22 protein-coding genes and 1 pseudogene are annotated in these 25,666 nt (G+C 48.6%); 8 read left to right on the top strand and 15 right to left on the bottom strand.

The features are described 5' to 3' along the window. Positions 1-301: 301 nt before the first annotated feature. Positions 302-3,691: an AAA family ATPase gene (locus QNK41_RS11970; RefSeq protein ID WP_319257131.1), complete on the top strand. Its 3,390-nt coding sequence runs from the start codon at positions 302-304 to the stop codon at positions 3,689-3,691. A 549-nt stretch (positions 3,692-4,240) separates the two neighbouring features. Next, the gene (locus QNK41_RS11965; RefSeq protein WP_319257128.1) at positions 4,241-4,876 is read left to right on the top strand and encodes a LuxR C-terminal-related transcriptional regulator; all 636 of its coding nucleotides are present in this window, start codon (positions 4,241-4,243) and stop codon (positions 4,874-4,876) included. A gap of 1,265 nt (positions 4,877-6,141) precedes the next feature. Here QNK41_RS11965 and QNK41_RS11960 read toward each other — a convergent pair. After that, complete coding sequence (locus QNK41_RS11960; protein WP_319257124.1) at positions 6,142-6,522, bottom strand: response regulator; 381 nt, start codon at positions 6,520-6,522, stop codon at positions 6,142-6,144. A gap of 739 nt (positions 6,523-7,261) precedes the next feature. After that, a complete protein-coding gene (locus QNK41_RS11955) occupies positions 7,262-8,332 on the bottom strand; it encodes a glycosyltransferase (protein ID WP_319257121.1) in 1,071 nt (356 codons plus the stop codon). Between the two features lie 357 nt (positions 8,333-8,689). On the opposite strand from QNK41_RS11955, the gene QNK41_RS11950 reads away from it, so the two are divergent. The 3 genes from QNK41_RS11950 (at position 8,690) to QNK41_RS11940 (ending at position 10,256) form a co-directional block, all read left to right on the top strand. After that, entirely contained in the window at positions 8,690-9,250 is a 561-nt protein-coding gene (locus tag QNK41_RS11950; RefSeq protein ID WP_319257116.1) for a DnaJ domain-containing protein, read from the top strand. 77 nt (positions 9,251-9,327) lie between these two features. Further along, positions 9,328-9,630, top strand: a complete 303-nt coding sequence (locus QNK41_RS11945; protein WP_319257113.1) for a hypothetical protein — start codon at positions 9,328-9,330, stop codon at positions 9,628-9,630. Between the two features lie 149 nt (positions 9,631-9,779). Continuing rightward, the gene (locus tag QNK41_RS11940) at positions 9,780-10,256 is read left to right on the top strand and encodes a YHS domain-containing (seleno)protein (RefSeq protein WP_319257110.1); all 477 of its coding nucleotides are present in this window, start codon (positions 9,780-9,782) and stop codon (positions 10,254-10,256) included. Positions 10,257-10,349: 93 nt separating this feature from the next. Here the strand turns inward: QNK41_RS11940 and QNK41_RS11935 are convergent, their stop codons facing one another. Further along, on the bottom strand, positions 10,350-12,242 hold the full coding sequence (locus QNK41_RS11935) for a tetratricopeptide repeat protein (RefSeq protein WP_319257107.1): 1,893 nt from the start codon (positions 12,240-12,242) through the stop codon (positions 10,350-10,352). 347 nt (positions 12,243-12,589) lie between these two features. Between QNK41_RS11935 and QNK41_RS11930 the strand changes: the two genes are divergently transcribed. After that, on the top strand, positions 12,590-13,084 hold the full coding sequence (locus tag QNK41_RS11930; protein ID WP_319257104.1) for a GNAT family N-acetyltransferase: 495 nt from the start codon (positions 12,590-12,592) through the stop codon (positions 13,082-13,084). An 8-nt stretch (positions 13,085-13,092) separates the two neighbouring features. Here the strand turns inward: QNK41_RS11930 and QNK41_RS11925 are convergent, their stop codons facing one another. The 3 genes from QNK41_RS11925 to QNK41_RS11915 form a co-directional block, all read right to left on the bottom strand. After that, the gene (locus tag QNK41_RS11925) at positions 13,093-13,359 is read right to left on the bottom strand and encodes a DksA/TraR family C4-type zinc finger protein (RefSeq protein ID WP_319287646.1); all 267 of its coding nucleotides are present in this window, start codon (positions 13,357-13,359) and stop codon (positions 13,093-13,095) included. Between the two features lie 112 nt (positions 13,360-13,471). Further along, entirely contained in the window at positions 13,472-15,739 is a 2,268-nt protein-coding gene (locus tag QNK41_RS11920; RefSeq protein ID WP_319257098.1) for a response regulator, read from the bottom strand. Positions 15,740-15,799: 60 nt separating this feature from the next. After that, positions 15,800-16,165 (bottom strand): hypothetical protein, encoded by a 366-nt coding sequence (locus QNK41_RS11915; RefSeq protein WP_319257095.1) that lies wholly within the window; start codon positions 16,163-16,165, stop codon positions 15,800-15,802. 375 nt (positions 16,166-16,540) lie between these two features. On the opposite strand from QNK41_RS11915, the gene QNK41_RS11910 reads away from it, so the two are divergent. Both QNK41_RS11910 and QNK41_RS11905 read left to right on the top strand, forming a co-directional pair. Beyond that, positions 16,541-17,473 carry a hypothetical protein gene (locus QNK41_RS11910; RefSeq protein ID WP_319257092.1) on the top strand — a complete coding sequence of 311 codons (933 nt, stop codon included), beginning with the start codon at positions 16,541-16,543 and terminating at the stop codon, positions 17,471-17,473. Beyond that, a complete protein-coding gene (locus tag QNK41_RS11905; protein WP_319257089.1) occupies positions 17,463-18,794 on the top strand; it encodes a mandelate racemase/muconate lactonizing enzyme family protein in 1,332 nt (443 codons plus the stop codon). Before QNK41_RS11910 ends, QNK41_RS11905 begins: the two co-directional genes overlap by 11 nt. Here QNK41_RS11905 and QNK41_RS11900 read toward each other — a convergent pair. The 9 genes and pseudogenes from QNK41_RS11900 to QNK41_RS11860 all read right to left on the bottom strand — a co-directional run bounded on the left by QNK41_RS11900 (position 18,772) and on the right by QNK41_RS11860 (position 25,381). After that, positions 18,772-18,963 (bottom strand): hypothetical protein, encoded by a 192-nt coding sequence (locus QNK41_RS11900; protein ID WP_319257086.1) that lies wholly within the window; start codon positions 18,961-18,963, stop codon positions 18,772-18,774. The two genes, QNK41_RS11905 and QNK41_RS11900, sit on opposite strands and share 23 nt — an antisense overlap. 22 nt (positions 18,964-18,985) lie before the next feature. Then, complete coding sequence (locus QNK41_RS11895) at positions 18,986-19,372, bottom strand: hypothetical protein (RefSeq protein ID WP_319257134.1); 387 nt, start codon at positions 19,370-19,372, stop codon at positions 18,986-18,988. A gap of 63 nt (positions 19,373-19,435) precedes the next feature. Continuing rightward, positions 19,436-19,642: pseudogene (locus QNK41_RS11890) on the bottom strand (GIY-YIG nuclease family protein); the annotation flags it as partial. Next, complete coding sequence (locus QNK41_RS11885; RefSeq protein WP_319257083.1) at positions 19,639-19,914, bottom strand: HU family DNA-binding protein; 276 nt, start codon at positions 19,912-19,914, stop codon at positions 19,639-19,641. The gene QNK41_RS11885 and the pseudogene QNK41_RS11890, both read right to left, overlap by 4 nt. A 500-nt stretch (positions 19,915-20,414) precedes the next feature. Continuing rightward, positions 20,415-20,747 (bottom strand): hypothetical protein, encoded by a 333-nt coding sequence (locus tag QNK41_RS11880; RefSeq protein ID WP_319257079.1) that lies wholly within the window; start codon positions 20,745-20,747, stop codon positions 20,415-20,417. A 15-nt stretch (positions 20,748-20,762) separates the two neighbouring features. After that, positions 20,763-21,050, bottom strand: a complete 288-nt coding sequence (locus tag QNK41_RS11875) for a hypothetical protein (protein ID WP_319257076.1) — start codon at positions 21,048-21,050, stop codon at positions 20,763-20,765. Positions 21,051-21,322: 272 nt separating this feature from the next. Next, positions 21,323-21,949 (bottom strand): hypothetical protein, encoded by a 627-nt coding sequence (locus QNK41_RS11870; protein ID WP_319257073.1) that lies wholly within the window; start codon positions 21,947-21,949, stop codon positions 21,323-21,325. A 181-nt stretch (positions 21,950-22,130) separates the two neighbouring features. Then, complete coding sequence (locus QNK41_RS11865) at positions 22,131-24,326, bottom strand: DUF3141 domain-containing protein (protein WP_319257070.1); 2,196 nt, start codon at positions 24,324-24,326, stop codon at positions 22,131-22,133. A gap of 116 nt (positions 24,327-24,442) precedes the next feature. Further along, entirely contained in the window at positions 24,443-25,381 is a 939-nt protein-coding gene (locus tag QNK41_RS11860; protein ID WP_319257067.1) for a hydroxymethylglutaryl-CoA lyase, read from the bottom strand. Positions 25,382-25,666 lie beyond the last annotated feature (285 nt).

The raw sequence follows: 25,666 nt of genomic DNA, 5'->3' as shown, positions 1-25,666 counted from the left end.
AAAACTTGAGCCCCTGGTTGGCCGGGGGCTTTTTTATTGCCCGAAGGAAGATATCACAGTTTTTGACAATCGCTGCCGACCTGATATGATCTCAATAAATCACAACCCTCAATAATTAGTTGATATATACAAAGACTGGTATGTAATCACAGCTAACCAATAATCCTGCCTGACCGCCATCTAAATGGTAGCGTGCTCGCGCCATTAATTGACACTATTAAATATATGTTTTAATTCATTTAGAATATCTTTCTTCCCATATTTGTATCATCCGTCTGACTATTGATTAGGGGGCCTCTTAATGGATTGCCCAAAATGCCATCATCAGAATCCGAAGGACGCTATTTTCTGCAACAGTTGCGGCCAAAAATTGGAGATCGAATGTGCAACATGTGGAAAAGCGAATCCACTTGGCAGCAAATTCTGTAATCATTGCGGCAAAGCATTCTCTATACCTTCCGCAGCCAATCGAATGCACGACACTTCAGAACCTCTCCAATTACAAATCAAGCCCGATTTGGAATCCTTGAGGGAAGGCGAACGACGCCAAGCGACCATTTTATTTTCAGATCTTTCCGGTTACACAACCTTAAATGAGAGACTCGATCCAGAAGAAGTTGAAGCAATCACAAGCCGGATTAAAAAAGATGCGGTGCGTATCGTTGAAAATCACGGGGGAATTGTAAATCAATTCGTAGGTGACGAAGTTCTGGCGCTATTTGGTATCCCCACCACCCACGAAGACGATCCTGTGCGGGCAATTAAAGCCGCCATGGAAATACATGAACTGGTAACCCAAATCACCCCAGATGTTGAAAAAAAAACCGGAACAAAACTGCGAATGCATACTGGCATCAGCACAGGTCTGATTGTAACCAATACCCGTGACAACCGTGATGGTAGCTACGGAATTACCGGAGATGCAGTCAACGTCGGAGCTCGTTTGGCTGTGCTTGCAGAGATTGACGAAATTATCGTCTGTCCCGAAACGCATAAAATTATTTCACCGTATTTTGATACCAAAGCCTTCGGAGCTATTAAGGTCAAGGGGAAAACTAAACCGATAATACCTCATCGTGTAATAGGCCGATCATCTGTACAAACCCGATTTGAGGCTGCTACAAATCGCGGCCTTACTGATTTTACTGGAAGAGAACAGGAATTGATGACGTTGCATTCCTGTTTTGAAAAAATGCAAACCGGTAAGGGGCAATTCGTCACTTTGGTGGGTGAAGCAGGATTGGGGAAAAGTCGTCTGATGTATGAATTTCGCCACAGTCTAAAAAAATCGGAAGTGACTGTACTTCAGGGGCGATGCCAATCCTATGGCAAAAGTATTCCCTACTTTCCGCATATTAATGCATTGCGACGCGGGCTTAATCTGCGCGAAGATGACACCCCTGCCGAAGTACATGGAAAAATTGTTGCCAATGTAATGGAAATCGACCCCTCCCTAAAGCATTTTTTGCCAATATATTTACATTTGCTATCCGTATCCAGTGAGGATTATCCGCTGCCCAGACAGCTTCAAGGTCAAGAACTGATCGATGCGATCAATGAAGCAATTGCGGCGATCAACATCCTCAATTCCAAAAGACGACCGTATGTTGCGATAATGGAGGACTGGCATTGGGCTGATGAAGCCTCAAGTGCGGCTTTAAAACATATTATCAGCGTCATCCCGTCTCATCAGGTAATGCTGATCGTGATCTATCGGCCTGACGTTGATACCCAATGGGGCAACTGGAGTCATCATACTCCTATCACCCTGAATCCGCTCGACGATCGAAATTGTGAACAAATTATCAGGTCAGTCTGGAATGTTGATCACATACCGGAAGGGATCGCCCCTTTAGTACATTTACGAACAGGTGGAAATCCATTTTTTATTGAAGAAATATGCAACGTCCTCAACGAGGAAGGTAGGGTCCAGATCAAAGACCGTCACGCTGAGCTTACACAATCATTGGAACAACTCAAGCTTCCAAACACAGTGCAGGCCGTCATCCGTGCTCGTCTTGATCAACTCGATCATTACAACCGTGAATCTCTGCGCCTGGCCTCAGTCATCGGTAGAGAATTTTCCCGCCTGATCCTTGATCAAATTTCAACCTTTAAAGAACGGCTCTCCCAGGCGATCGAAGATTTGAAATTGTTGGAATTGATCCAGCAAATCCATGTTATCCCGGAATCGGAATATATGTTTAAACATGTCATCACTCAAGAAGTGACATACGATACAATCTTGCTAAAAAGACGAAAAGAACTGCACGGTCTGGTAGGCCAAGCCATAGAAAAGCTGTATCAAGATCGCATCGAAGAGCAGGTGAATGTGTTGTACCGCCATTTCAAGCGAGCTGAAAACTGGGAGAAGGCTGCGGGATATGGCCGCAAAGCCGCCAACAGAGCATATAGACTTGGCCAATTCAAAGAATCTGTGACCATGTTTGATAAAGCCCTATCATGCCTTTCAAAGCTTCCGGAAAATCGGGATAATCAGGAAAACCTGATCGATTTGCAATTGGAGATGCTTTGGCCTTTACAATTTTTAGGACAACAAGATCGGGCCTTGAAGATATGCAATGCTGCCGAGGCGGTAGCAAATATTTTACATGATCCTGTGCGAACAGTTAAAATCGACTTTGAATATGGGTTGTTGCATTTTTTTAAGAATCAGTATGATCAAGCTGTAAAGTACTATCTTAAAATTTTGCATCATCCGGGTAAGGGAGAGATAAATGATCTCATCGAAACTGTAAAATTCCCACTTGCGGTAACCTATTTTTCAACGAGAGATTGGCAAAAAGCATCAAGCCTGTATTCGGAAGTCATCCAAACAAGAGAACGGTCCGGAACTGAAGGAGAGTATTCATCAGAACTGCCGTTCCTTCCTTATACGCACAGCTGCCATCATTTAGCATACATTCGAGCCCTTCAAGGCCGCATCCAAGAGGCAAAAAAACTGATAAATAAGGGGAGTATTCCCGCTTTGCAATCTATCTCAAATCTTCAATCGCAGGCTTATTGCACACTCTGGCATAGTGCATTAGCAGCCTTAATTGGTGAAGATTTTGGTGTCTCTGAAAGAGTGGCTGAAGTTATCGAGATTGCAAAAAAAACGGATTCCCCGATCCTGTTATTCTTACTTTATGCCGCCGAAGGTAATGCATGCATGGCAACAGGAAATTTTGAAACAGCCAAGGCTGCCTATTTACGAGCACTGGGTAAGATCAAGGGGACATCCCACAAAAGATATCTGGATGAAGTCTATCACAACCTAATTGAATCTTTGCTTGCCCTAAATGATTTTTCGTCCGCCACAGAATACTTAGAAAAGTCTCGTCCTCTAATCACTCTCAATCCAGCTATTAATTCATCTATGTTTGATTACTTAAATGCAAGAATAATATCAACCGGGCGTTCAGCGGATATTAGCCAGGCAGAAAATTTATATAATAAGAGTATTAAAACGGATGAAGAATCTGGTGCGTTCGTACTGGCCGCCAGAAAACAATTTTACTTAGCCAGCATGCTGATGCATAAAAAAGAATTTGAGCGTAGCCGCATGATCTTAAACACTATTAAAGTACATTTTGAAAATTGGGGTATCCCGACCTGGCAACAAAAATGTATTCGAGCATTGGAATCGACTTATCTGAAAAGCAACAATGGCGGCATTGCTATTGCGTAACGTTCTATTAAAAAATGAGCGACCACAACATCTGAGGGGTGGGCGTTTTCGGAAATTAGTTGACTTTCAATTTGCTATCACAGGCAAAAATTGATGGCGGATTTATTGAATATCTTTAACAAATCAACGGTTTTGGAAATGTCAGCGTGATAAAGATGATCTCAATACATCACCGTAACACCGAATTTTCAGATATATTTAATGCTTGGTGTGTAATCACCGCCCACACAAAATTTCGGCTAACCACAAAATGTACCAGTGTATGGAATTAGCCCCATTTCCAGAGACTGGCAAGAAAGTTGTCGTTTAGAATGAGTCTGATAGGTAAAGTTTTTGTGATCTATCTTGCATCGGATCACTTTAAAGGCAATGTTTTATTCAATCAGAACCATGCTATTGGTTAGGGAAGGAGAAATCATTAGATTAGGATTCTAAATCAATGACTTCCATAAAGCTATTGCTTCACTACCATTGCTCCTGATGAATGTATATTAAGGACAGAATGTTAGACCGAAGCATTGGCACACCCACAAACAAGCGAGGCCTCACATGGCGATCAGCCAGGAGACAGAAAAAATTCTGCTACAGTTTTTCAAATCCAAAGAACTTTGCGAGACGCTGTTTCTGAACAGCCATATTGGCTTTGTCATCGGCCGCCGTGGGACAGGACAATTGATGGTTGTTAACAAAACCTTTGTTAATATGACTGGGTATTCACACAAGGAATTGCTCAATATGCGTTACAGAGACTTTGTGCCTGAAGAATCAATTCAGTGGATTCAGGATGTTATTCTTGCCAAATTAGAAAATGAAAATGCCTCCGATGTTTTTGAGCATCGAGTTGTTCAGAAAACTGGTGGTCAAGTATGGTTGCAAAGTCGCATTTATAAACTGGAAGATGATCTCGCCTTAGTTAAGCACATCGATATTACGGATGCAAAAATTACAGAATCGGAACTAACCAGATCATTGAACCTTCAGACAAAACGACTTCCAAATTCAGTATCGGGCACTGAACGCGCCATCGCCCGACTGGTCGCAGCCGGCATGTCGAGCAAGGAAATTGCCGACCATGTCAATCTTGCCCCCCGCACCATAGACAACCATCGTTCGAATATCCGTAAGAAACTCAAAGTCAGCAATACCTTTGCATTGAGAGATACGCTACAATCTTACAGGATTTGAGCAAACCGAAAGATGGGGATGAAAAAAAGGGATTGTTTGGAACCTTTTTAATTTCCCATAATATTGCAGACACATTCCAGCAAAGGAAGAAATGCGATAAAAGTATAGCGTCACCGGCAGACGCTTCATAAAGAAGTCCCAAGCCCAATAAGGCCGACCACAACATCTGGTAGTCGGCCTTTTCCTAAAATATGTTGGCTTTGAAATTGATATCACAGGTGAAAATTGGTGGCGAATTTCTTTGATGCCTCCAACACATCAACGATACGGTGACATTCTGAAATGTTGTGATACCATATTTTCAAGTATAGTCCTGACTCACATTCCTGTTTTGTCAATTCAAGTATAGGTCGGGACAGATGAATATAATGTTCAGAGTCCACCGCAATCCGATGATGATCACAGTGTCCAGGGTGCGCACCCAGGGTCGAAATAGGGTGCATATAGGGTGCGTTCAAGGTGAAAACAGCCCCATTTCTGAGGCCGTAAAAGTTCGTAACACACTGAAAATACTAAAAACACTCAAATCTCCCCTTCGGCACCAAAAGAAGACAAAACCCGTTGATTTTTCAACGGGTTTTTCTTTTTGGCCTCCTCCTAATCAGCGTTATCCGGTCGGGTGGTACCCTTTATGGGTACCTCGCTACAGAGAGGAGGCCATCCATGCCCACCAGCTCACCCTCATACATACTAAGGACGCCCCGTCACGGATGCCACTATTTCGAAATGAAAATTCCCGTCGACCTCCAGCCGTGTGTTGGTAAAAAAGGAGTTGTGCACTTTATTGCAGACAGGGTACCTGACGGACGCTAAATCCAAGTCCCGGCTGATTGCGGGTAGGGTAAAGCAATTGTTTCGTAAATTAATTGTAACCAGCTGAGATAAAACGATTTGACAAAGACCAATCAATCTATTCGGAGTGCGTGATCCAAATGGACATTATGGTGGTTTCTTAACGCTGCCACCACAGCACCGCAGCGTGCGCCAAAAGCGGAAAGCCTGATGGCCTCCTAATTCCTTCGGATGTCAGATTCGGATCTGCGGTTGTGGTGCCTATGCATCAGGGAGGACAGCGCAGAGTGGAAATCAGTCAAAACAGGGGGGGCTTATTGTTAGGAGGGGATGTCACTTGTGACCTCAATGGGATAAGCCTTCAGGTTTCCTTTCTTCTTCAGGCTTAATCGCTTTCGTGTAAGCGTCAGCAATCTTGCCCGATTAAAAGTCTGTAGATGGTCAACGAAGGTGACTGATCAAGCCATCCACACCTATGATAGAAGAGACTCGCAGACACAACTTATTGCGAACGGTTTCTTGAAAAGAAATGTCGCTGTCCCATCATTCAAGAGTTCTGCGGCTATGTCAGTATTACCGCCGGTCATCACAGCAATTTTGGTATGCGGTGACTGGTTCCGTATCCGTTTGGACAATTCTATGCCATCTAAACCCGGCATCTGAATATCGGTGAGAACGATTTCTACCGGTTTGTTCTGGAAAAGTCTCCATCCATCAAGACCGTTTTCAGCTTTGAAAACATTCAAACCATACATCTCAAAGCCCTTTGAAAGTATATCCAAAACCATTTCGTCGTCATCGACGATCAGAATTGATTGATTTTTTTCGTCGTAACTCGGCTGCGTGAACAGCATTTGTCATTGCTCCCTGACCCCACTGATCCGTCACATACCTGCAGCATTTATCTCAGTGGTGTCGATATCGATCAATTTTGGTAGCTGAAGGGAACACACGATACGAGGTTCAAGCGCCGATCAACGTCCAAACAGTGCTGATTCAGTTGAGAAAATGAAACCAGACAAGCGATGGTCCCAATCAAGATAAAAAACGATCCTGTATAGTCAGAATCTATGCTTAACAAGCGCACCCATGATCAAGTTATCCTGATATTTAATATAGTTCAACACTTTAAAAATACCATAATACCACTTGCGAAAAAAGAGTGGTATATTATCTGAAATATGTGCCGAGTTACTGCAATACCACCAACATGGAAATCGCTGCATGCTCTTGAAGTAAATGGTACCGCCTGGTTGCAAGGCTCACCTACCCCTACCAAGATTTTCCTTTGCCAAATAGTGCAAGGATGGCTTTGGGGTATTGGTAGATGGAACGTAATCATGCATGCAATCGTTTTTCTTTCACCCAAATTGAGCGATTGTCGAGCTTGCCGCAGATTCAAGGCAGATGTCGTTGCGCTATAGTGGACTATGCGCGGCGATATCTAACGCCGAAGATGTGGTGATCCGCCTGAGGCGGATAAAGATCGGCAAACCCAATGGGTTTCACCTTTTGAATACTACAATCGATAGTACCCAACCGTGATCGTTACCAATCGACTATCTTCGAGAAAGGTGAATCGCAGTTTGGGTTTCAGATATATGTTGGCTTATTTGGCCGGATGGTGTCGCTCAGTATAAAATAGGGGGCCAATATCAAAATAAACCAGAAAAATGAAATAAAGGCGTTGATCGTATCGCAAACCGGATTATCGGTAAGCGGCCAAAAGTACCTGTCGTGGTATTCAAGGAGCGGGTAGGTTTGGTTTTTTCCAGAGGTGCGCAGCAATACATCGAAGAAATAAAACATCTGCCAGGAGTTTTGCCGAATATAACGCCCGATATGAAACCAGGCGCGGAGGCTCTTAATTAATCCCAGATCGTGAATAAACATGCTGATGGCTGCCAAGAAATAGGGTTTTAACTGCAGATTCACGGTCTTTCCGTGGCTGGCGTAGATGCCTCTTGTCCTATTAAAAAATTGCAGATACTCGGTGCTGTGGAGCGCCATGAGCATGCTCATCAATATTAACAGGCGGTGGTAGCCCTCCTCTTCGAACCGACGGCCGGATGTATAGAGCAGTCCGGGCAAGGTGATCCATGTGCCCCGGGCTCTGATCTTTTCGGCCAGTTTCTGGTCTTCCAGAAAATGCTGGCTTTCATCATATCCTCCCAATTCTTCGAAAAACGCGCGTCTTAATAAAAATCCCTGGTCACCGTTGGTGGTGTTTATGCGGTTGAAATGCGTTTTGCCTTCTGTATACCTGAAAGACATGTCGTGGTTCTGGTTGGTGCGCATGAATTTGAGGGGGAAATGGCCGGCGACCGTGTCCTGGCCCTCGACTGCAAGGACATCGTGCCAGTGTCTGAGGGCATTGCGCAACAGACTGGGGTCTTTGATCCTTGAATCTGCATGTAGAAAAAGGATATCGTTGCCGTTCGATCTTCTGAATCCCGCGTTGAGTTGGCTGGCCCTTCCGCGGCGCGCCCTTACAATGATGGGATCAAATGGCCGGCACCGTTCCAGGGTGTAATCGGTGGAACCGCCGTCAGCAATTATAATTTCAAGACTCACTCCTTTTTGAGAATTCAGGTCTGCCAGCAGGGCCGGCAGGCGATCCTGTTCGTTCAGGGCAGGAATGATTACCGAAAGGGTAAGGTTCATCGGTCTATGCTTATTTGTTTACCAGCAACAGTCGGCTGTTCCCCGCCAGGATCACAGTGACACCGACCTTCAGGCTATAACATGGTCACTTGCTGCAGTTTTTACACCGATGGGTGAAACCGGTGTTGATTGCCGATTCCTGCACCTGGGTTAGCAGAATTAAGATTTCAACGGTTTATCCGGACAGGTTGTCTCCTGCTAAAATTTCCGGATTGTCGCCAAATTGAATAGCAGATTTGGCGGAGGCGGACAATGCCGCTTTCCGATCCGCTTGACCGACCTGTCCAATCAAGGCCAGTTGTCTCGCAGCACATCTTGTCCTTCAAAATAATGAACCTATAATATGGTGATAAAAAATTGACCGTAAACGAAATTAGGGTAATTCTTGAGTGGATGGAAATGGATGCTGGTATTCCATCAACAATATCGGGTTTAACCTGGACCCTCGTGGATTGGACGGTTGCTGAACTATCGAAAAACCGTGTGAATATGCCTAAAATCCTTTGGCTCCTAATCGGAGCGCTACTTTATGTTGTTTTCCCGCGTGATTTGGTGCCGGATTTTCTGGTCGGGTGGGGTTGGCTCGATGATCTGATCGTGCTGTATTTGCTCTGGCGTTATTACCGCCGTTCGTCTCAACTGCGACGGCCCGGGAACCGCGCCGACCAACCTCGGGGCACGGCCAATGACCGGCAATACCGCACCACCGATTCCGACAGCCCAGACCACCAGGATTCCTACACGGTCCTGGGGGTCGTCCCGGGCGCCTCCAGGGAAGAAATCAAATCTGCATACCGACGTCTCGCAGCCAAATATCATCCGGACAAGGTCCAGCATCTGGGCAAAGATTTCCAAAAAATGGCCGAGGATCGCTTTAAGGAAATTCAACAGGCGTATGACGAACTCAACACCAAGTAACGCAGGTTCAGAGCGGACAGCGGGATCAGGTACCCACAGGGAACGATGTTTGCTGCAAGCGTGCGACGTAGGAAAAAATGGATACAGACGATTTGTCGGAAATGGCATATGGCATCATCGTTCATGCTGCACAGGTTTCCGATACCTTGAAAGCGGACCTTGGTGCTCGGAATCTAAGATATGCAAATGAGGATGATTGGCTCCGAGGAGTGCAGAAATTGCTTCAAAAGATTATCCAAGAGCCGGACGAGTATATGGATTATTGGAACCTGGAAGAAGAGGAGGGCGTGACCGCATCACAGATACAGGAAATCGCCGTATACCTCTATCGCCGAGCGGATGAAACACTTGCCAGGCCGTTTCCCAAGCGAAACAGATAGAATTTTATCCTGGTTTAAATGCATTCCCGCCAACCCCCAAGAGGCCGCATGGCTGCACCAAATGGCCATTTTTATCCCTTGACTTAAATACCACTATGTGGCATTTTTAAGCATTAGTTCAATAAACACAATATGCGCGAGGTGACAAAATGATTCATTCTCCATCGAGAAGAACCAGTCAGGCCATTCAGGTCGCCTTGGCCGCTTCGATCCTTATATTGACAGCGGTTCCCGCGATAGCCTTGGATCTGGTCAACACCACTTTTTTTGGGGTGGCCATTAAAGGCTATGACACGGTTGCCTACCACACCGAGGGCCGTGCCGTGAAAGGAAGCAATGCGTTTTCCCACCGCTGGAATGATGCCAAATGGTATTTCGCAAGCGCCGAGAACAGGGATCTGTTTGCTGCCGATCCAGAACGCTTTGCTCCGCAGTACGGCGGGTACTGAGCGCGGAGTCTTTCGACGACCGGCAAGGCTGCCGGTGTAGACCCGAAGGTATTCAAGATCATCGACGGCAAGCTCTATCTGAATTGGAGCGTCGAAGCATCTGAAGAATTTGAGACCGAAGCGTATGACAATATTCAGAAGGCTGATGCCAGCTGGGAAAACTTCACTAAAAAATGATCAATGCAATGGTTCGACGATATCTTCGACTCGATCGCCATCGGCTTGTGCCATGACGGCTCCTGGCCTGTGATTGACGTATCCGAACCGTTGTCATTCCAGGCCGGCATCTCGCAGTCCGGCTACAATGGCCTTGCGATGAGCGGCTTGGCGAAATCCTGTACCAAATGATTCGGCTTTAAAAAACGGGTCTAAACGTCGAACGGCGGCCGCTTCCCGTGCAGCATCTTCATTGCGTCCCAAGCGGGCATAAGCAGCTGTCAGCGCGATGTGGTACCCCAAAAAATCCGGTCTCTTGGTCAAGCCTTGCTCCAAAATATCTGCCGCTTTCCCGTAATCCTCCTTCAGGTAATGCGCGATACCCAGATGGAACCAAATATTGCGGGGTGAAGACGTGTCGAGGCGCAATGACATTTCCAGTGCGTTAATTGCTTCGTCCACTTGGCCGGACCAGAGCAATACCCAACCCAGTTCATTGTAGCTGCCTGAATCGTTGGGATTGAGTTCGATAGCACGCTCAGCCTCATTGATAGCCAATTCATACTTGTTTTGGAATGTATAGATGCTGCTGAGCAGCGAGTGGGCATTTGAATTGAAGTCGTCCAACGCAATGGCCTTCTGCCCGAGTTCAAGGGCTTTCTTTAGTGCCTTATCCGGAAATTCTGTCCATCCATAGCCCACTTTGCCGTATTCCAATTCTCCCAGCCCGACATAGGCCGCTGCATAGAATGGATCCAGCTCAACCGCTTTTGAAAACATATTTTTGGCCATGGCAAATGCTGAACGCGAGCGTTGATGATAGTATGCGTATCCCCTTAACAGGTAGTCGTATGCCAGAAGATCCTTCGGTTTTTTCCGCAGCGCGCGGGCTTGCTCGTACTGGAATGCCTGAATGGCCAGCTTGGCAACGATGGCCTGCACAATATCGCCCTGGAGTTCAAAAATATCCATGTATGTGCGATTGTATCGCTCGGCCCAGACATGTGTGCCATCTGAAGCATCGATGAGCTGTGCGTTGATTCTTACGTTGTCGCCCGCTTTCTGCACGCTGCCCTCCATGATGTAAGCGACGCCCAGCTCCCGCCCGACGTTTTTAATGCTGACTGTCTTTCCTTTGTACATAAAAACGGTATTGCTGGCGATGACAAGGAGTTCGCGAAACTTGGACAGATCGGTGATGATGTCGTTGGTGATGCCATCGCTGAAATATTCCTGCTCGACATCATCGCTCAGGTTTTTAAACGGGAGAACGGCAATCGACGATTTGTGGAACGCCGGGGGAGGGGACAGGCTACTTTCCGGAGAGGTGTCCGAGGGCGTTTGACGGTTCCTTTCCTGCCAGTAATATCCTCCCAATCCAACGGACAATATCATGATTGTTCCCAGCAGGAAAACCAGAACGGTTTTCAAACGCTTCGGTTTCGCTATGCCGGTTAAATTTCGTTGGCCATCGGTTTGAGAATCCATCGCCACCCGGTAAGTTCTGACCGGATCCGGAATATTCTTGACCTGCTGGTCCCCGGTGAATTCGAACCGGTTGGGCAGCTTATTCTTAACCTGGTCATAGACCGCACCGGAAAATTGGATGCCGCCAGGCTCGGCCAAGCTTTCCAGTCGTGCGGCAACATTGACACCATCACCGTAAAGCCTTCTTTTTTCCTCGATCACATCACCCAGGTTTAATCCAATGCGAAAGCGCATTCTGCGATTTTCGGAAAGCGCAGCGTTTTTGTTGGCCAGCTCGTGTTGAACATCCAAGGCGCATCGCAGCCCATCCACCACACTGGCAAACTCAGCCAGCAGATTATCTCCCGGGGAATCGATGAGCCTTCCATTGTGCTGCACAATGAGCGTGGAAAAAACCTTGCGATAGGATTGCAGTGTGCGCACCGTTGCCTCCTCATCGTCATTCATGAGGCGGCTGTACCCGACGGCATCTGCACTCAGGATGGCAGTGAGTTTACGTTTGAAAGCTTTTTCTTCCATGGCAGCACGTTTCACCTTCAGGTTACGATGCAATCGATGTGGTGGTTTGGCAGTATATCAATATTATCAATAAGCATAGAAGGTTACAAGGTCAAGGATCGGGATCGATGGTTTGATCGAGGATGTTTCGTATCCTTTCAGACAGCTCGTAGATGTTGAATGTTTTTGGGATGAAGCCCCGTGACCGAACACATCAACGCCTGCTGCGAGGCCTGCCCGCCCGATACGAGATATTTTTCATCGTCGGTTCGATTTGACCGTCCACGACTTTTCAGGGATTAAATGGTATCATCAGCAATCTGAATGACGCTGAACGCCCATGTTCATATTAAGCGGCGAGGTCAAACATGGTCAAGGAAAGAGTCGGTGCGATGGAAACAAAGGTGCTCACGCCCGAACATACCCAAGCCTATCATGGGCTGATGGTGATGGCGCTCCAACAATTCCCCGCTGATTTTGAGGCGAGCCATATCAAAGACCTCCAACAGCTCAACGGTTTGCTTTTCGGTGCCTTCAACGATAAGGATGACCTCATTGGTGTGGTGGGGCTGCGACAAGAACAACTGCTGAAAACACGTCACAAAGGGCTCATCTGGGGCCTGTACGTCTCCACTGGTTATCAGGGCAGCGGCGTTGGGAAGGGCTTATTGGAAGCGGCCCTCACCCATGCCCGTGGGTTGAGCGGCCTGGAGCAGTTATACCTGGTCGTCGGTGAACACAATACCAGAGCCCGGCGTCTGTACGAATCGCTCGGCTTCAAGCCATTTGGCCTCGAGCCGCGCGAACTGAAGGTGGCCGGCAAGTTATACAATGGCGTCCACATGTGGCTTAAGTTGAAATAAGCAGCGCACTACTTCAACTGACTGTCTTTGCTGCCGCGTCGATTGAATCCGGTATGCGCCGTCTGCTGTTTTTCGAGCGCTGACTGGCAACTGACGCATAGGCGGACTCCTGGGATGGCCTTTCGGCGGGGGGCCGGGATAGCGGCCCCGCATTCTTCACAAAGCGCCGAGCCCTCGCCATCAGGCAGTCGACTCCTGGCCAGCTTTACTGCATCTTTTACACTGGCGTCTATTTGATCCTGCACAGCCCCGTCACGGGACCAACCACCAGCCATCATCTCCTCCTACTCAATATTATTCCGTTAATTGGATGGTCATCGTTCGGGTTAATATGAGAATGTGAACCTGGATAGGGAGCGCATTCCCCGCTGCTTGCGGCAGAGTCGTTCATTTTCGCAGTTCGTCTTTTATAGCCGATCCAATTCTATCCAACAAATAAGGCTTTGGTACATACGCGCCTGCACCCAGGTGTTGGGCATTTTTTACCCGGCCGGTTTCAGAAAACCCGCTGACAATAATCGCTTTTTGATTGGGTTTAATCTCGCGTATCTGTTTAAATGTTTCAAGTCCGTCGATTCCATCATGCATAATCATATCCAGAATAATTAAATCGAACCTTTCTCCTGACGTTACCAATTTTAACGCTTCCTCACCACCAGACGCCACAGTCACATTATACCCCAGCCTTTGAAGTATACTGTTTGCCAGGTCTCTTTGTTCCCGCACATCATCGACAACCAGAACGGATTCCCCGTTTCCCATTATTTCGATGAGTGTCGGGGAGGCGTCTTTCTTTTTAAGCCCCTCTCTGGTTGCAGGAAAAAATAGCTTGAATGTCGTCCCCTTACCCTCTTTACTGAATACCTCGATGTGTCCATCGTGATCTTTTATCGTACCCCACACAACAGTCATACCCAAGCCGGTGCCGCTTCTGCCCATAACTTTTTTCGAGTAAAACGGCTCGAATATTCGTTCAATGTTATTGCTGGGAATACCGACACCGGAATCGGAGACCATAACCGTGACATATTCACCTTCACGAAATTTATCGTAACCGGATATCGGGTGTTCAAGGTAGTCATTTTTGGTAATAACGTGAATTCTTCCATGACCTTTTATCGCTTCTGCAGCATTGGTTACCAGGTTCATAATGGCTTTATTCAGATTGGACGGGACACCTGAAATATTAAAAAGATTTTGATCACAGTCAAACTTCAGGTCGACACCTGGATGAAAAGAAATCATCTTGTCATACTCGGGTGAATTCAAATAGTCCTTGATCACATCATTCAGATTGGCGATTTCTTTAACGGCCACATCTCTTCTGGCAAGCGTCAGCAGATCTTGCACGATCGCGGCCGCCTTCATGCCGGAATCTTTTATGGTTTGAATGGGTTTTCTTAAATGACTATCTTCAGGCAGATCAAGTAAAAGCAATTCCGGGTAGCTTACAATGCCCGACAATACATTGTTGAGATCGTGAGCCACCCCGCCTGCCAAAAGCCCCAGGGCTTCCATTTTTTCCGATCGAACCAACTTCGATTTTAATTCAATCCGTTCCTTTTGCCCCTGTTTCATCTCGGTTACATCAATCATCGATGCAATAACTTTCAATGAACTGGGTATGCGACCGACTTTGCAGATGACCTCTTTTTCAAAACCATCATTGGCAATCAGACGAAACTCAAGATTTTTTAAAAAGTGCGGGTTGTTCGTTGTCGCCTCTGATAAATGAGAATTGACCTTCATGTAATCGGCCGGATTGATGATGGCCTTAAAATTCCATTTGTTTTCAATTTCTGGCTTTTTTTGGCCCACCAGTTCTTCAAATTCGTAGTTAACCTGAGAGATCGTAAGATCTGATTCGATAATGGCATTGGCGGTAGCTGTGTTTTCAAACAAAGACCGATATTTATCCTCAGAAACGGTAAGCTCGTCGATTAAGCGGTCCCTTTCTTTCAGCGAACCCTCATATTCTTTAATGACATTGTGCACCTCTTTTTTGACCTGCCAGATAATGAGCCCGTTAACCATCCGGTTGATTATTCCAGACTTCTTATAAGTAAGGCGCAACTTACAGCATTCATCACCATTTAAGGTGCATTTAACCTCTTTGGAATGAATATCTTTTACACCCGACGCGTGAAGCAATTCGGTGTAGATGCCAAGGTTCCAATTACAGACATCTTTGGTGGGTTTGAATGGTGGGTGGTAGCGAAATTCAAAGGTAAGTTCCTTCCCCTTCAGTTTATTGTAGGAGACATCTTTGGTGCGGTTAAATCGTGAATTGATTTTGGTCGCCTGTTTGGCCAGAAATGCGGGACCCAACAGCTTCCCGACAAAAAGTGCATTTTTTGACAGGCTTTCCCTTACCGCACCTCTTCCGGCTTCATATAAAGGATTCTTCGCCTTCACCACCTTTTTAACATTGTGTAACAGCTTCATGGAAAATTCACTGGAGACCCAGTAATTCGGGTCAATGATCTGGACTTGGTTGATCGGTGTAATCCGGGAAGGATCCGTCAGGTCGTGAATCATATAGTTCTGATTGTTAACCAAGCCGCTTACAACTGTGCGTACCCCCCAACTGCCGTATTGTTTCTCCAGGAATGCAATTAACCCTTTGAAATTAAGGCAATTAATATCTTTTGACATTGGTTTGTTCATAGGTGATGACCCCAAGCCGTCAGCAACGGTTTGTTAGTCGTGTCATTTCTACAGTTCAAAATTATCTTTTTTTAATATCTCTCTTCTTAGCATGTTGGTGTCTGCATCCGAGAGCTGGATCAGGTAAGAATTTAAATTGGTTAAGTAAATTTTTTCAAGTTTTTTGAAATCTTTGTTCAGAATTTTATAATCGTCTCTGGTATTTATCAGGCTTTTTAGGGCCCTCTCTACCTCCTTCGATTGGGCGGCTATCGCTTTTAAAACACCATACTTCAAAGCGGTGATTTCCAAATAATCATACATTACAATCAAGCAAAGTAGCAATACGCATGAGCCAGCTATCATAATTTCCATTTCAACCACTAACTTATTAAGTCTATCGTCTGTTTCACAGGTGTTCGATGTATTGATCATTTCACACCCACAATGAAAAGGGCTGTTAACGAAGTGTCGTCGGCCGTTATTTTTAAAACTTGATTGCTACCAGATAGAATCCGGGTAAGAGAAAACAGGTTCGGTACCACTTTTGCATTTGAGTGCACGAGATGAAAAAATCCATCTTATTAAGAAACTATTTTACAAAATTATTTAAACCCGTGCTTCCGATTTAGGGCAGCGAAAGGGCGTGCATTCCCTGCTGCGCGAGGCGGCGAATGCTAGCGGATCTGAGATAGACCGGTATTCTCATAGTTTTACGTAGCACTTTCGTTGCCGGCAGAAAACGCCGTGTGGCCTGCCACCCGGAGGTTTCAAGTGAACATCATTTTGAGTGCGTGTTGAGGGCAAGTCATGCAACCTGATCCTATTTCAGCCAAAAAAGATTTAAGCCGGTTCCTTCAGAAACAACCCAACATCTTCTTAGCAAAAATATTGCCTTTGTCAATATATCGGCGATACCTGTCAATGATTGGGCTTTATTACTATGGCATCAACAGCGATGAAAGAAGAATTGTATTCAGATCACTAAAGTATGTACTTGGTGAAAAAATCGGAAAAATTAAATTCCAATCGATTCTATTTAGAACCTATTTTGGAATCTTTGAACACTATTTTGAAAAGATGATCAACGCACACAAATCCCTTCATGAAATGATGAATTACCTAAAAAGCCGCATCTCATTTTCAGGAAGGGATTCATTGAATCAAATTGCTTCCATGAACAGGGGCTGTATCTTTGTCACGGGACATTTCGGAGCCGTCGAATATATTCCGCTTTATCTCGCCGCCAAACATTACCGGCCTTCTATGATATTGCGGTTTAAAACGAAGGAACTGAAAACGGCGCTGGTTGACAAATCAAAATCAGTGGATCTGGAACTGATAGACGCAGATAGTCCCAATGTTCTATTTAAAGCCTTGAATGCGATTAAAAAGGGCCGAATATTAATTACGATGTGTGATGAAGTCAATAGCTGGCGGCCATGCAGCAAAGAGAATGCTCATCTGTTTGGACGTCGCATTCCAAAAGACCGGACGTTGGATCTGCTCTATAAACGGTCCAAAGCACCGATGTGTTTCGGCATCGTTCAACGGAAAAAAAACGGATACGACCTCTCTGTTCATCCCCTGGCAGACGGAGAAGAGGATTGTTCGGTCTGTGAGGCGTCATGGAACCTTCTTGAGCAATACGTATACCGAAATCCTGATCAATGGTATCAGTGGCCAAGCTTTTTCCCGGAATTTATCAAATATAGGTCGAACCAGGAATGCTATGATTATTAAAAAAATAAACATCTACAATCTTAAAATCCCATTTTCCAGAACCATCAAACATCGTTTATATACCAGAAACGTGACCGAGAGCATCGTTGTCGTCGTTCTGGATAATTATGGCAATCAGGGAGTGGGGGAGGGAACGCCCAGAGAATATGTCACCGGGGAGACATTGGAAAAGAGTCTGATGGCTGCCCGGTTACTTTCCAAAGCGATTCTTGATCAGCCATTCGATACCATCGGGGAACTGAATGCATTGCTGAAAGATATGGGTGATTCAGATGTCTCCGATAAGCATCCGGCTGCCTGTTGCGCCCTTGAAACGGCTTTGCTTGACCTGTGGGCCAGGGGTGAAGATAGACCCATTTACCAGCTCTTTGATCAATTTCCCAACAACCGTGTTTTATCCTATTCCGGCGTCATCCCATATACAAATAAGGAGCAGGCGTTTTTAAAATATGTAGGCCTGGTTCGAAAGCTCAATTTGACATCCTTGAAGATCAAAGTTGTCGGTCTGGATAGCGGCCTGTCGCAGTTGACAACCATCCGAAACCAACTCGGCAGCGACATCGAGATCCGAGTCGACGCCAATACTGCCTTTACTGCTGATACGGCCATCCAATTTATCCACCACGCCAGGCCCATCAAGCTCTCTGCGATCGAACAGCCGGTTTCCAAAGACGATCTTGTGGGATTAAAGAAAGTGTCCGATTACAGCGACATCCCGATCATCGCCGACGAATCCATGTACACGTCCAAGGGTCCGTTTTATCTGATCGACAATGATATTTGCCATGGCCTCAACATTCGATTATCCAGCTGCGGCGGTTTTCGCAAGGCGTATCAAATTTATCAACGGGCCAGGTCGAAGCAGATGACAATCGTTGTGGGCGCCCATGTGGGAGAGACGGCCATCTTGTCTTTTGCCGGCCGAAATTTGGCCATGATTTGCGAAGATGCCAAATACCTGGAAGGTTCTTTCTCGAAGTATGTGGTTCAAGAAGATTTGGTGGAGGAAGACATATCCTTTGGATCCGGAGGGATGGTTCCCGCGGTCAATCGTTCCGGCATAGGTATCGAGATTAGGACGTCGGCGATCGAAAAATGGTCGGAACGATTTGATTCCCTCTCCGTGGCGACAGCCGCCACTGAAAGCGTTGCAGTGGGCTGCACGGCAATGCCAGTGTTCGACGTCAGCTCGGATCGATCACCGAGGCACACACAGCCATGCCAATTGAGGATTCTGAATAACTGCGGGAAGATGTCCGCTCTGGAAAACCATCCCGGGTTCACGTTTCAACAGCCGGCTAATGTTGTTTCTTTGAGTTAGCCGTGCAGCTGCCATTGGATGAACCACGGATATCATTTTGATGTTTGGCAATGGATATAATCGTTGACAGTCCGGCTTTCAACTGGTCGGAAACGCCTTGATTTTGCAATTTTTCCGCTTCTTCACAAATAGCATTAAACGCGTTGTTTATTTTTTCGGTACTCAGCATGGAAAAGCTCCTTTTGCATTAATCACAGCTTCTTGTATACCCCCCGTTCTCCGGTCGTGATTCGACCCAGCTTTTTAAGCCGGAAGGTGATGTTGTGAATTTTGCGCTGATCGAATTTCGTGGCTTTCATCAAGTTGGCAGTATCAATGCCCTGCGGTGATTTCTGGATGATGTCATAGACAATCTGGCTGGCTGGAATCCGTTTGATCTTTTCAACCACGCCATCCTTAACGACCACTTTTTTCCGGGTCGGGGCTCTTTTGGCCTTGGGTACTTTCGGTGAATCCGGTTGGACCAGTTTTCCAACTGCGGTTGCAATGCTTCCCAGGCTGTCGGCAAGTTGCTGAATGTTTTTGACAACCGATTCAAGTTCCTTTTGAATGTCCTGCACGATCTGGGTGTTTTTCATTTTCGGATAGGCCTTCCCGTTATCAAGTTCAGTAAGTTTCCTGCCGGCAGGTGTCTTTTTAATGCGACGTTCAAGTTTGAGGGCCTCGCTTTTGGTCATATTGAAACGGGTCCCCAACAGCTCGACGGGTTTCCGGGATCTCGTGTATTTAGCCCCTTTGCCAAGATTATGGGCGTCGAGGCGTTTTTCCAAATCGTTGGTGATTCCGCAATACAAGGATCGATCGGAGCAACGAACCAGATAGACGACCCAATTCCTGTCAAGCGTCAACGATCCACGCGTTCCTTCAATTCCTTGCCCGCTTTGAAAAAAGGCAGCTTTTTCGGCGCGATCTTTACCTTTTCACCGGTTTTGGGGTTCCGGCCCGTGTAGGATTTGTATTCTTTGACAAAAAAGGAGCACAATCCCCGGATTTCGACCCTGTCACCTTTAGCCAGTGCGTTGGCCATTTCGTTGAAAAAAATGCTGACGACCTTTTCAGCCTCTGGTTTGGAAAGGCCGTTTGAGTCTTTCAGTGCCTGGACTAATTCGAGCTTGTTCATACGTTCAACTCTCCTTAAACGTGGTCTGAACTGACTTGAGCGATTGTTGACTCGCTCTGCACCCAATCTATTGCCCATCGAGGGCCAGTGCCGATCCTGGACATCGCCGTGGGTGTGCCTGCGATCGACGCAGGCCCATAAAAACCACGTTATCGGCACATCGTATCCCCAATAGTCGCTCATCGTAAGTCTGATTTTAAATCGAGAAAGCGGAGACGCTAAGAAATAATACTTACACATAGCAAATATGTCAATAAATTAATTGTTTATCAACGGATTAAGCAGCGTTTGGAAGATTGTTTGACTTATACGCCTTTACTGTTTCGCGTCGTGGCATGCATGCACCCGTTTTCTCTCCCACTGCCTAATCCGGAGCGATTCAGAGCAGCGGCGGGAAGGGTGACTCGGTGGCAACGCCAATGAACTGAGGCCGGGCCAAGCCAATATGCTGAAACAACCTTTTAAATTACGCAACGTACGCGCCGCCCGGGCGTTCATGATTACCGACGGATCAACCGGTCTATCATATCTTTGGCCTGATCGGCCTCGACATGGAATCCGTTGTAAACGACAATCCCGCCCGGATCGATGATGACGGTCCAGGGGGTGCCGCCCGACCGGTAGGATCTCATAATCGGTGGCGCCTGATGGGTGTCGGGGTTGCCGGCCGCATGCGCCATGGGGATCTTCAGTGAATATTTCACCTGGTTCTGCCGTAGTTTATCCGGCGTATTGAAACGGTAGCCCTCGAACACCGTCTGGACGGCGATAAATTGGACCTGATCGTTGTTCGCGTACTCCTGTGTTATTTTTTTTAATGTTGGGAACCCCAACTTGCGGCACCCCGGTCACCAGTCCTGGAAAAAATAGAGGACAACGACCTTGCCCAGATAATCCCCCAAGCGAAGGGGGGGCATGCTGTTTCCGTCTCCGTCAATCCACGTATCCAATTCGAATTCCGGAGCGGTGCTTCCAAGAATTCCATATCTCGAGTTAGCCGCCGCCGTCTGAAGACCGAATATTGCAGCAAGCGGTGAGCGGCTCGCCACTCCCGACAGCGAAACCATTCCCACGCCCGTGGTGACAAGGACCGTCAACACGACTATCTTGAATGTGTAAATCATCTTTTTTTTCATCGGATGCTCCTTGCAGTATAGAAGTCACTGTTAATCCTGATCATCCGCCAATCTTAATCACCAATTCGCTTTTGGTTCGGTTTTTCCGATTCATTATCGGGTTTCATCAGGCACAAGGAGTTGAGACACATATGGTTCACCCGGCGCTGTCGTGCCTGTTGGTGATCGGAGATATCCCGAATGGATAAGCCAAAAGGGTCAACAGCAGGCGTGATCCATTTTCGAGACGCCGCTGGTGGCGACCGCCTGGTTTCATGGCTGCCGTTGCCGTTTCAATGATTCCATGATACTTCGAATGCCTGTATCGGCGCTTGCCTTCCTCGAAGCGTTCTCGGGCCACGATCGTGGATGTGATAGCCGCCCTTGTGTTCCATAATAAAAAAGCGCTCTTCCATGTGCGGTCGGTGATAACGGCCGAGCACAAGATTACCCATTGTTCGGCCGCCCACCAGGCGGCTTATTTGCAGAAGGAAACAGATGGTGAACGTGATACTAAATGAAAAGACGATGGACATGGGCGCGAAGGCGCTCGCCGTCAACGGATCGCTGGCTTTGCCGACAATCACCACTTCGCCGATGTTGCCGAGTTCTACTGCTGTGATGACCATGCCGTAAATCAAACCTTTAGTCACAATAGAAATCACCAGCGGTGCTTGCTCAATTTTTCGACCGATTGCCGTTCGCACGACGAATATTTCCAGCAGTCCGATACACGAAGATATGGTAACCCCGTGAATGGCGCCGATACAACCGCCGATCAGCGTCTGCTTCCAGCCCGCCCATCCGATCAGACTGCCATAGATGATGCCGATCAGCGTTCCGGTCGCAACGACCCACCCGAATATACGGACGCGGCGTTTGGTCCCTTCGCGCATGGGCTTGAAGATGGTCATTTTCATGATTCAGCGGGTGAATGTGGCCGTTGACAGGATTACCGCCGTTGCAAGCGTCGGCTGGCGTGGTTCTGGATCGGCCCGGCCGGCAACCAGCGGGGCCTTCTGTCTCGTCGGAACGAGAGATGTCAAGTAAACTGGTTTTCTTTCTTATACCACCCTGGCCGCATTTGTGGAACCCTCGAGACTATGCCACCAGCACTTCCCGCACCCTTTGGAGGGCTGCCTGTTCCTGGGGTTCGAGTTCCCGGCCGAGGCTCTCGACGGCGTTTTGGATCATGGCCAGGGCATCCTCACGATCGTGACGTTTCGCAAGCAGGCGGGGCAGGGTGGCGATGGACTTCTCCGTGTCGGTCTGCACGATGCGGGACTGCTCCCGCACGCGCTGCTGCATCTTATATAGTTCCAGGTCCTCTATCCGTGGGCTTTTGGCGAACAGCCGGCCGATGGTCTGGTAGCCCTTGCGCTGCACCATCTGATCGGCAAAGCCGATGACCAAAAAGATGCGCACCATGGCATCCGCAAACTCACCGGTGGCCATATTTTCACGCCAGCGCTCGGCATCGCGCCGGTGCACCTCCTCGAGATCCTGATCGTTGTCCGGGACGACGGTGCCGGCAAATTCCGAGACCATGTTCATCCACGGGTTTTCATACATGGCCTTGAACATCGATTCACAGGCCGCGTCGCGAATATCCCGGTAAAGATTCATTCCATCGACGATCGATTGGGACCAGAAGGCTTCCCAGGCGCTGAACAGGTTGTTCTCGGCAGCCGGCCGGCGGTTCGGCTTCTCTTTGATTTGGGCAGCCCAGGTCTTGACCGGGATCATCCAGGGGTTGAGATCGGAGAACACATAGCGCTGAACCCGCTGCGGATGCATCTGGCGCAAGGCTTCTGCCGTAGCATCGGTATTGGCCATGCGGATCCAGGGCGATACGAAGGCACGGTAGAGGGTATCGGTGGCTTCGGAGACCTTGCGCACGGCCAGGAAGGCTTTTTCGTCTTCAAGGCCGTCGTCCAGGGCCAGGATATCGTCGGTATGCTTCTCGGCATAGGTGATGCCATATTCGCCGGGTTCGTCCGGATCCGCCTCGATCTGCATCTGGTAGAGGCCCGGGGGCAGGTAGTCCAGCATGTCGAAACTGGCGATAATTTCCTTGTGCTCCTTGCGGGCGATTTTGGCGGACACGAAGATCCCCAGGTGGCCGATATTGGAATGGCTGATGAACACGATCACCTGGCCTCGGCGTTTGATCTCCTCTATGGTGCCATAGGTTTTGACGATCCAGTTGAAGGCTTGCTGGGGCGGGGTGATGTTATCGCCGAAAGAGGCGAAGACCACCACCGGGTTGTGGTTGTTTTTCAAATCCACACGCCGGCCCGCGTCGAGTTCGAATTCACCCCGCTCGAGCTTGTTGCCCACGAAAAGCCCGTCGACGATCTGGTGAATTTCCTTGTCGGTCATCAGGAAAAAGCCGCCCCACCAGCGTTCGAAATCGAGAAAGCGTTTTTCCTCGGTGTCCACATGGGCGTAGACATTATAAAGCTTGGACCACAGGCTATTGGCCGGATTGAGGTGTTCGAAATTGGCGACCAGGTTGGCCCCGTCGAAATAGCCGTTGCCCAGATCGCTCAACAGGGAATTGATCCACACCCCGCCCAAGAGCCCGCCGGTATAGCGCATGGGGTTGGCTCCTTCCACACCGCCCCAGTAGGAGAGCGGAGAGCCGTTGAACACCATCGGCCCCACCAGGTCCGGTCGTTCCGCACCGACCAGGGCCGCCGCCCATCCGCCCTGGCAGTTGCCGATGATCGCCGGTCGGGGGGCCTCGGGGTGCAATTCGCGAACCATCTCGATGAATCGGATCTGGGCGTTGCGCACATCGGCCAGGGTCTGGCCACGTTCGGGTCGGGTAAAAAAAATCAGAAAGTAGACCGGGTGCCCGGCATCCAGTGCCATGCCGATCTGCGAATCGGTTTTTGAGCCGCCGATCCCGGGACCGTGTCCGGCCCGCGGATCGAAAATGACGATGGGGCGGCTGGCGGCTTTTGGCGCCTTGGCGGCCACACACGACCGGTGGCGACGCTCGGGTGGGTTGTCGGAAGCCTGCGGTTGCGACTCGCCCGCCCCGCCTGACGATTCAATGCGGCGGTCGAGGATGCCCACCAGGGCATAGTTTGCCGGCCGATCGAAACGGCGGCCGTCCAGGACCATTTCGTAATCGAACACCAGCACCGGCGGCTGGTCCTTTTCCAGGTGCTCGAGGTAGGTGTTGCCGCGTTTGCGCAGGATATCCGTGAAGAGTACGGCACGCTGGGCTGCGTCGGTCCAGTATTCGCTATAATCCGTCATCAATCTGTGAGTCGCTGCGGTAAACATGCGGGTTTCCTTCTCCTGTAAAAGCATTCAAACTCATTAAAAGCGTTTAACGATAGATATATCGGCATGATTTTACTACAATCAAGGGAATGAACCGATGCTCTCCCACGAGATCCTCATGCCTGCCGTTGGTAGCGTTCACAGCAGACGTCGCCGGTTGAGAATTGACAAGCGGCGCAGGCAGGGGCGTCCACTTCGGGCTGGGACCGCAGGGTATCAACCAGGTAGGGGGTCAGCAACCCTGAAGCCCGCGACAGCTTTTCGAGATCGACACCTGTGTTTACGCCTTTTCCTTCCAAAGCGGTCACCACGGACTCGGTGGCCACATTACCCGAGGCCCCGGGCGCATAGGGGCACCCCCCCAATCCGCCAGCGCTGGCATCGAAGGTGCTTATTCCGTAGGACCAGGCTGCCAGCACATTGGCAACGCCCTGGCCATAGGTGTCGTGGAAATGCATGGCGATGCGCCCGACCGGCAAGTGGGGGAGCAGAAGATCGAGCAGCCGCCTGACATCGTCCGGGGTGGCCTTGCCGATGGTGTCGGAAATGGACACTTCGCCGACCCCCATGTCCACCAGCTTGTCGACCACCCCGATCACGGCGTGGGGTACGATGCGCCCCTCGAAGGCACACCAAAAGGCGGTGGAGACGTACCCCCGCACCGGCAACTGTTCACGTTGGGCGCCGGCCACCACCGGTGCAAAGCGTCGCAGCGAGCCGGCCAAGGAGGTGTTGATGTTCTTCTGGTTGAAGGTTTCGCTCACGGCCGTGAAGACGGATACTTTATCGATCCGGGCGTCGAGTGCCCGTGCAAGGCCCCTTTCGTTGGGGACCAATGCCGAATAGACCACCTCGTTTCTGCGGGAGATGCCGTCGAAGACCGCCGCCGCATCGTCAAGCTGGGGCACCCAGCGGGGTGAGACGAAGGCGCTCACCTCGATTTCAGCCACACCGGTCTCGGAAAGGGCATCGATATATGCGATCTTCACACCGGTGGGAATCTGAGCGGTTTCGTTCTGCAGCCCGTCCCTGGGGCCGACTTCTACGAGTTTCATGGTTGAGCCCTCCCTTCTGCGGATGAGGCGGTCTATTGCTGGCCACTTCTCGAGGCCCGACGGGTAAAATCGTGACCCTGAGCTGCTCATCTGACGAAAACTCGACAATTTGCAACGATACGTTATATAAAGATGAATGTCCACTTGAACCGCGATAGCGAGCGCATTCCTCGCCGCTTGTCAAAGCAAAGCGGAGATCCCGTTACCGGGGTCGGCGCAGAGCAGAGATGCCGAGCAGCGGTGCGGCGGGGTTAGCGAGCGAACTGAAAATCGATTTTTTATCCT

The organism is Desulfosarcina sp. (genome assembly GCF_033791525.1).
Classification (GTDB): Bacteria; Desulfobacterota; Desulfobacteria; order Desulfobacterales; family Desulfosarcinaceae; genus Desulfosarcina.
The sequence above is the reverse complement of the archived record's forward strand: the minus strand, read 5'-3'. Positions and strand labels throughout refer to the sequence as shown.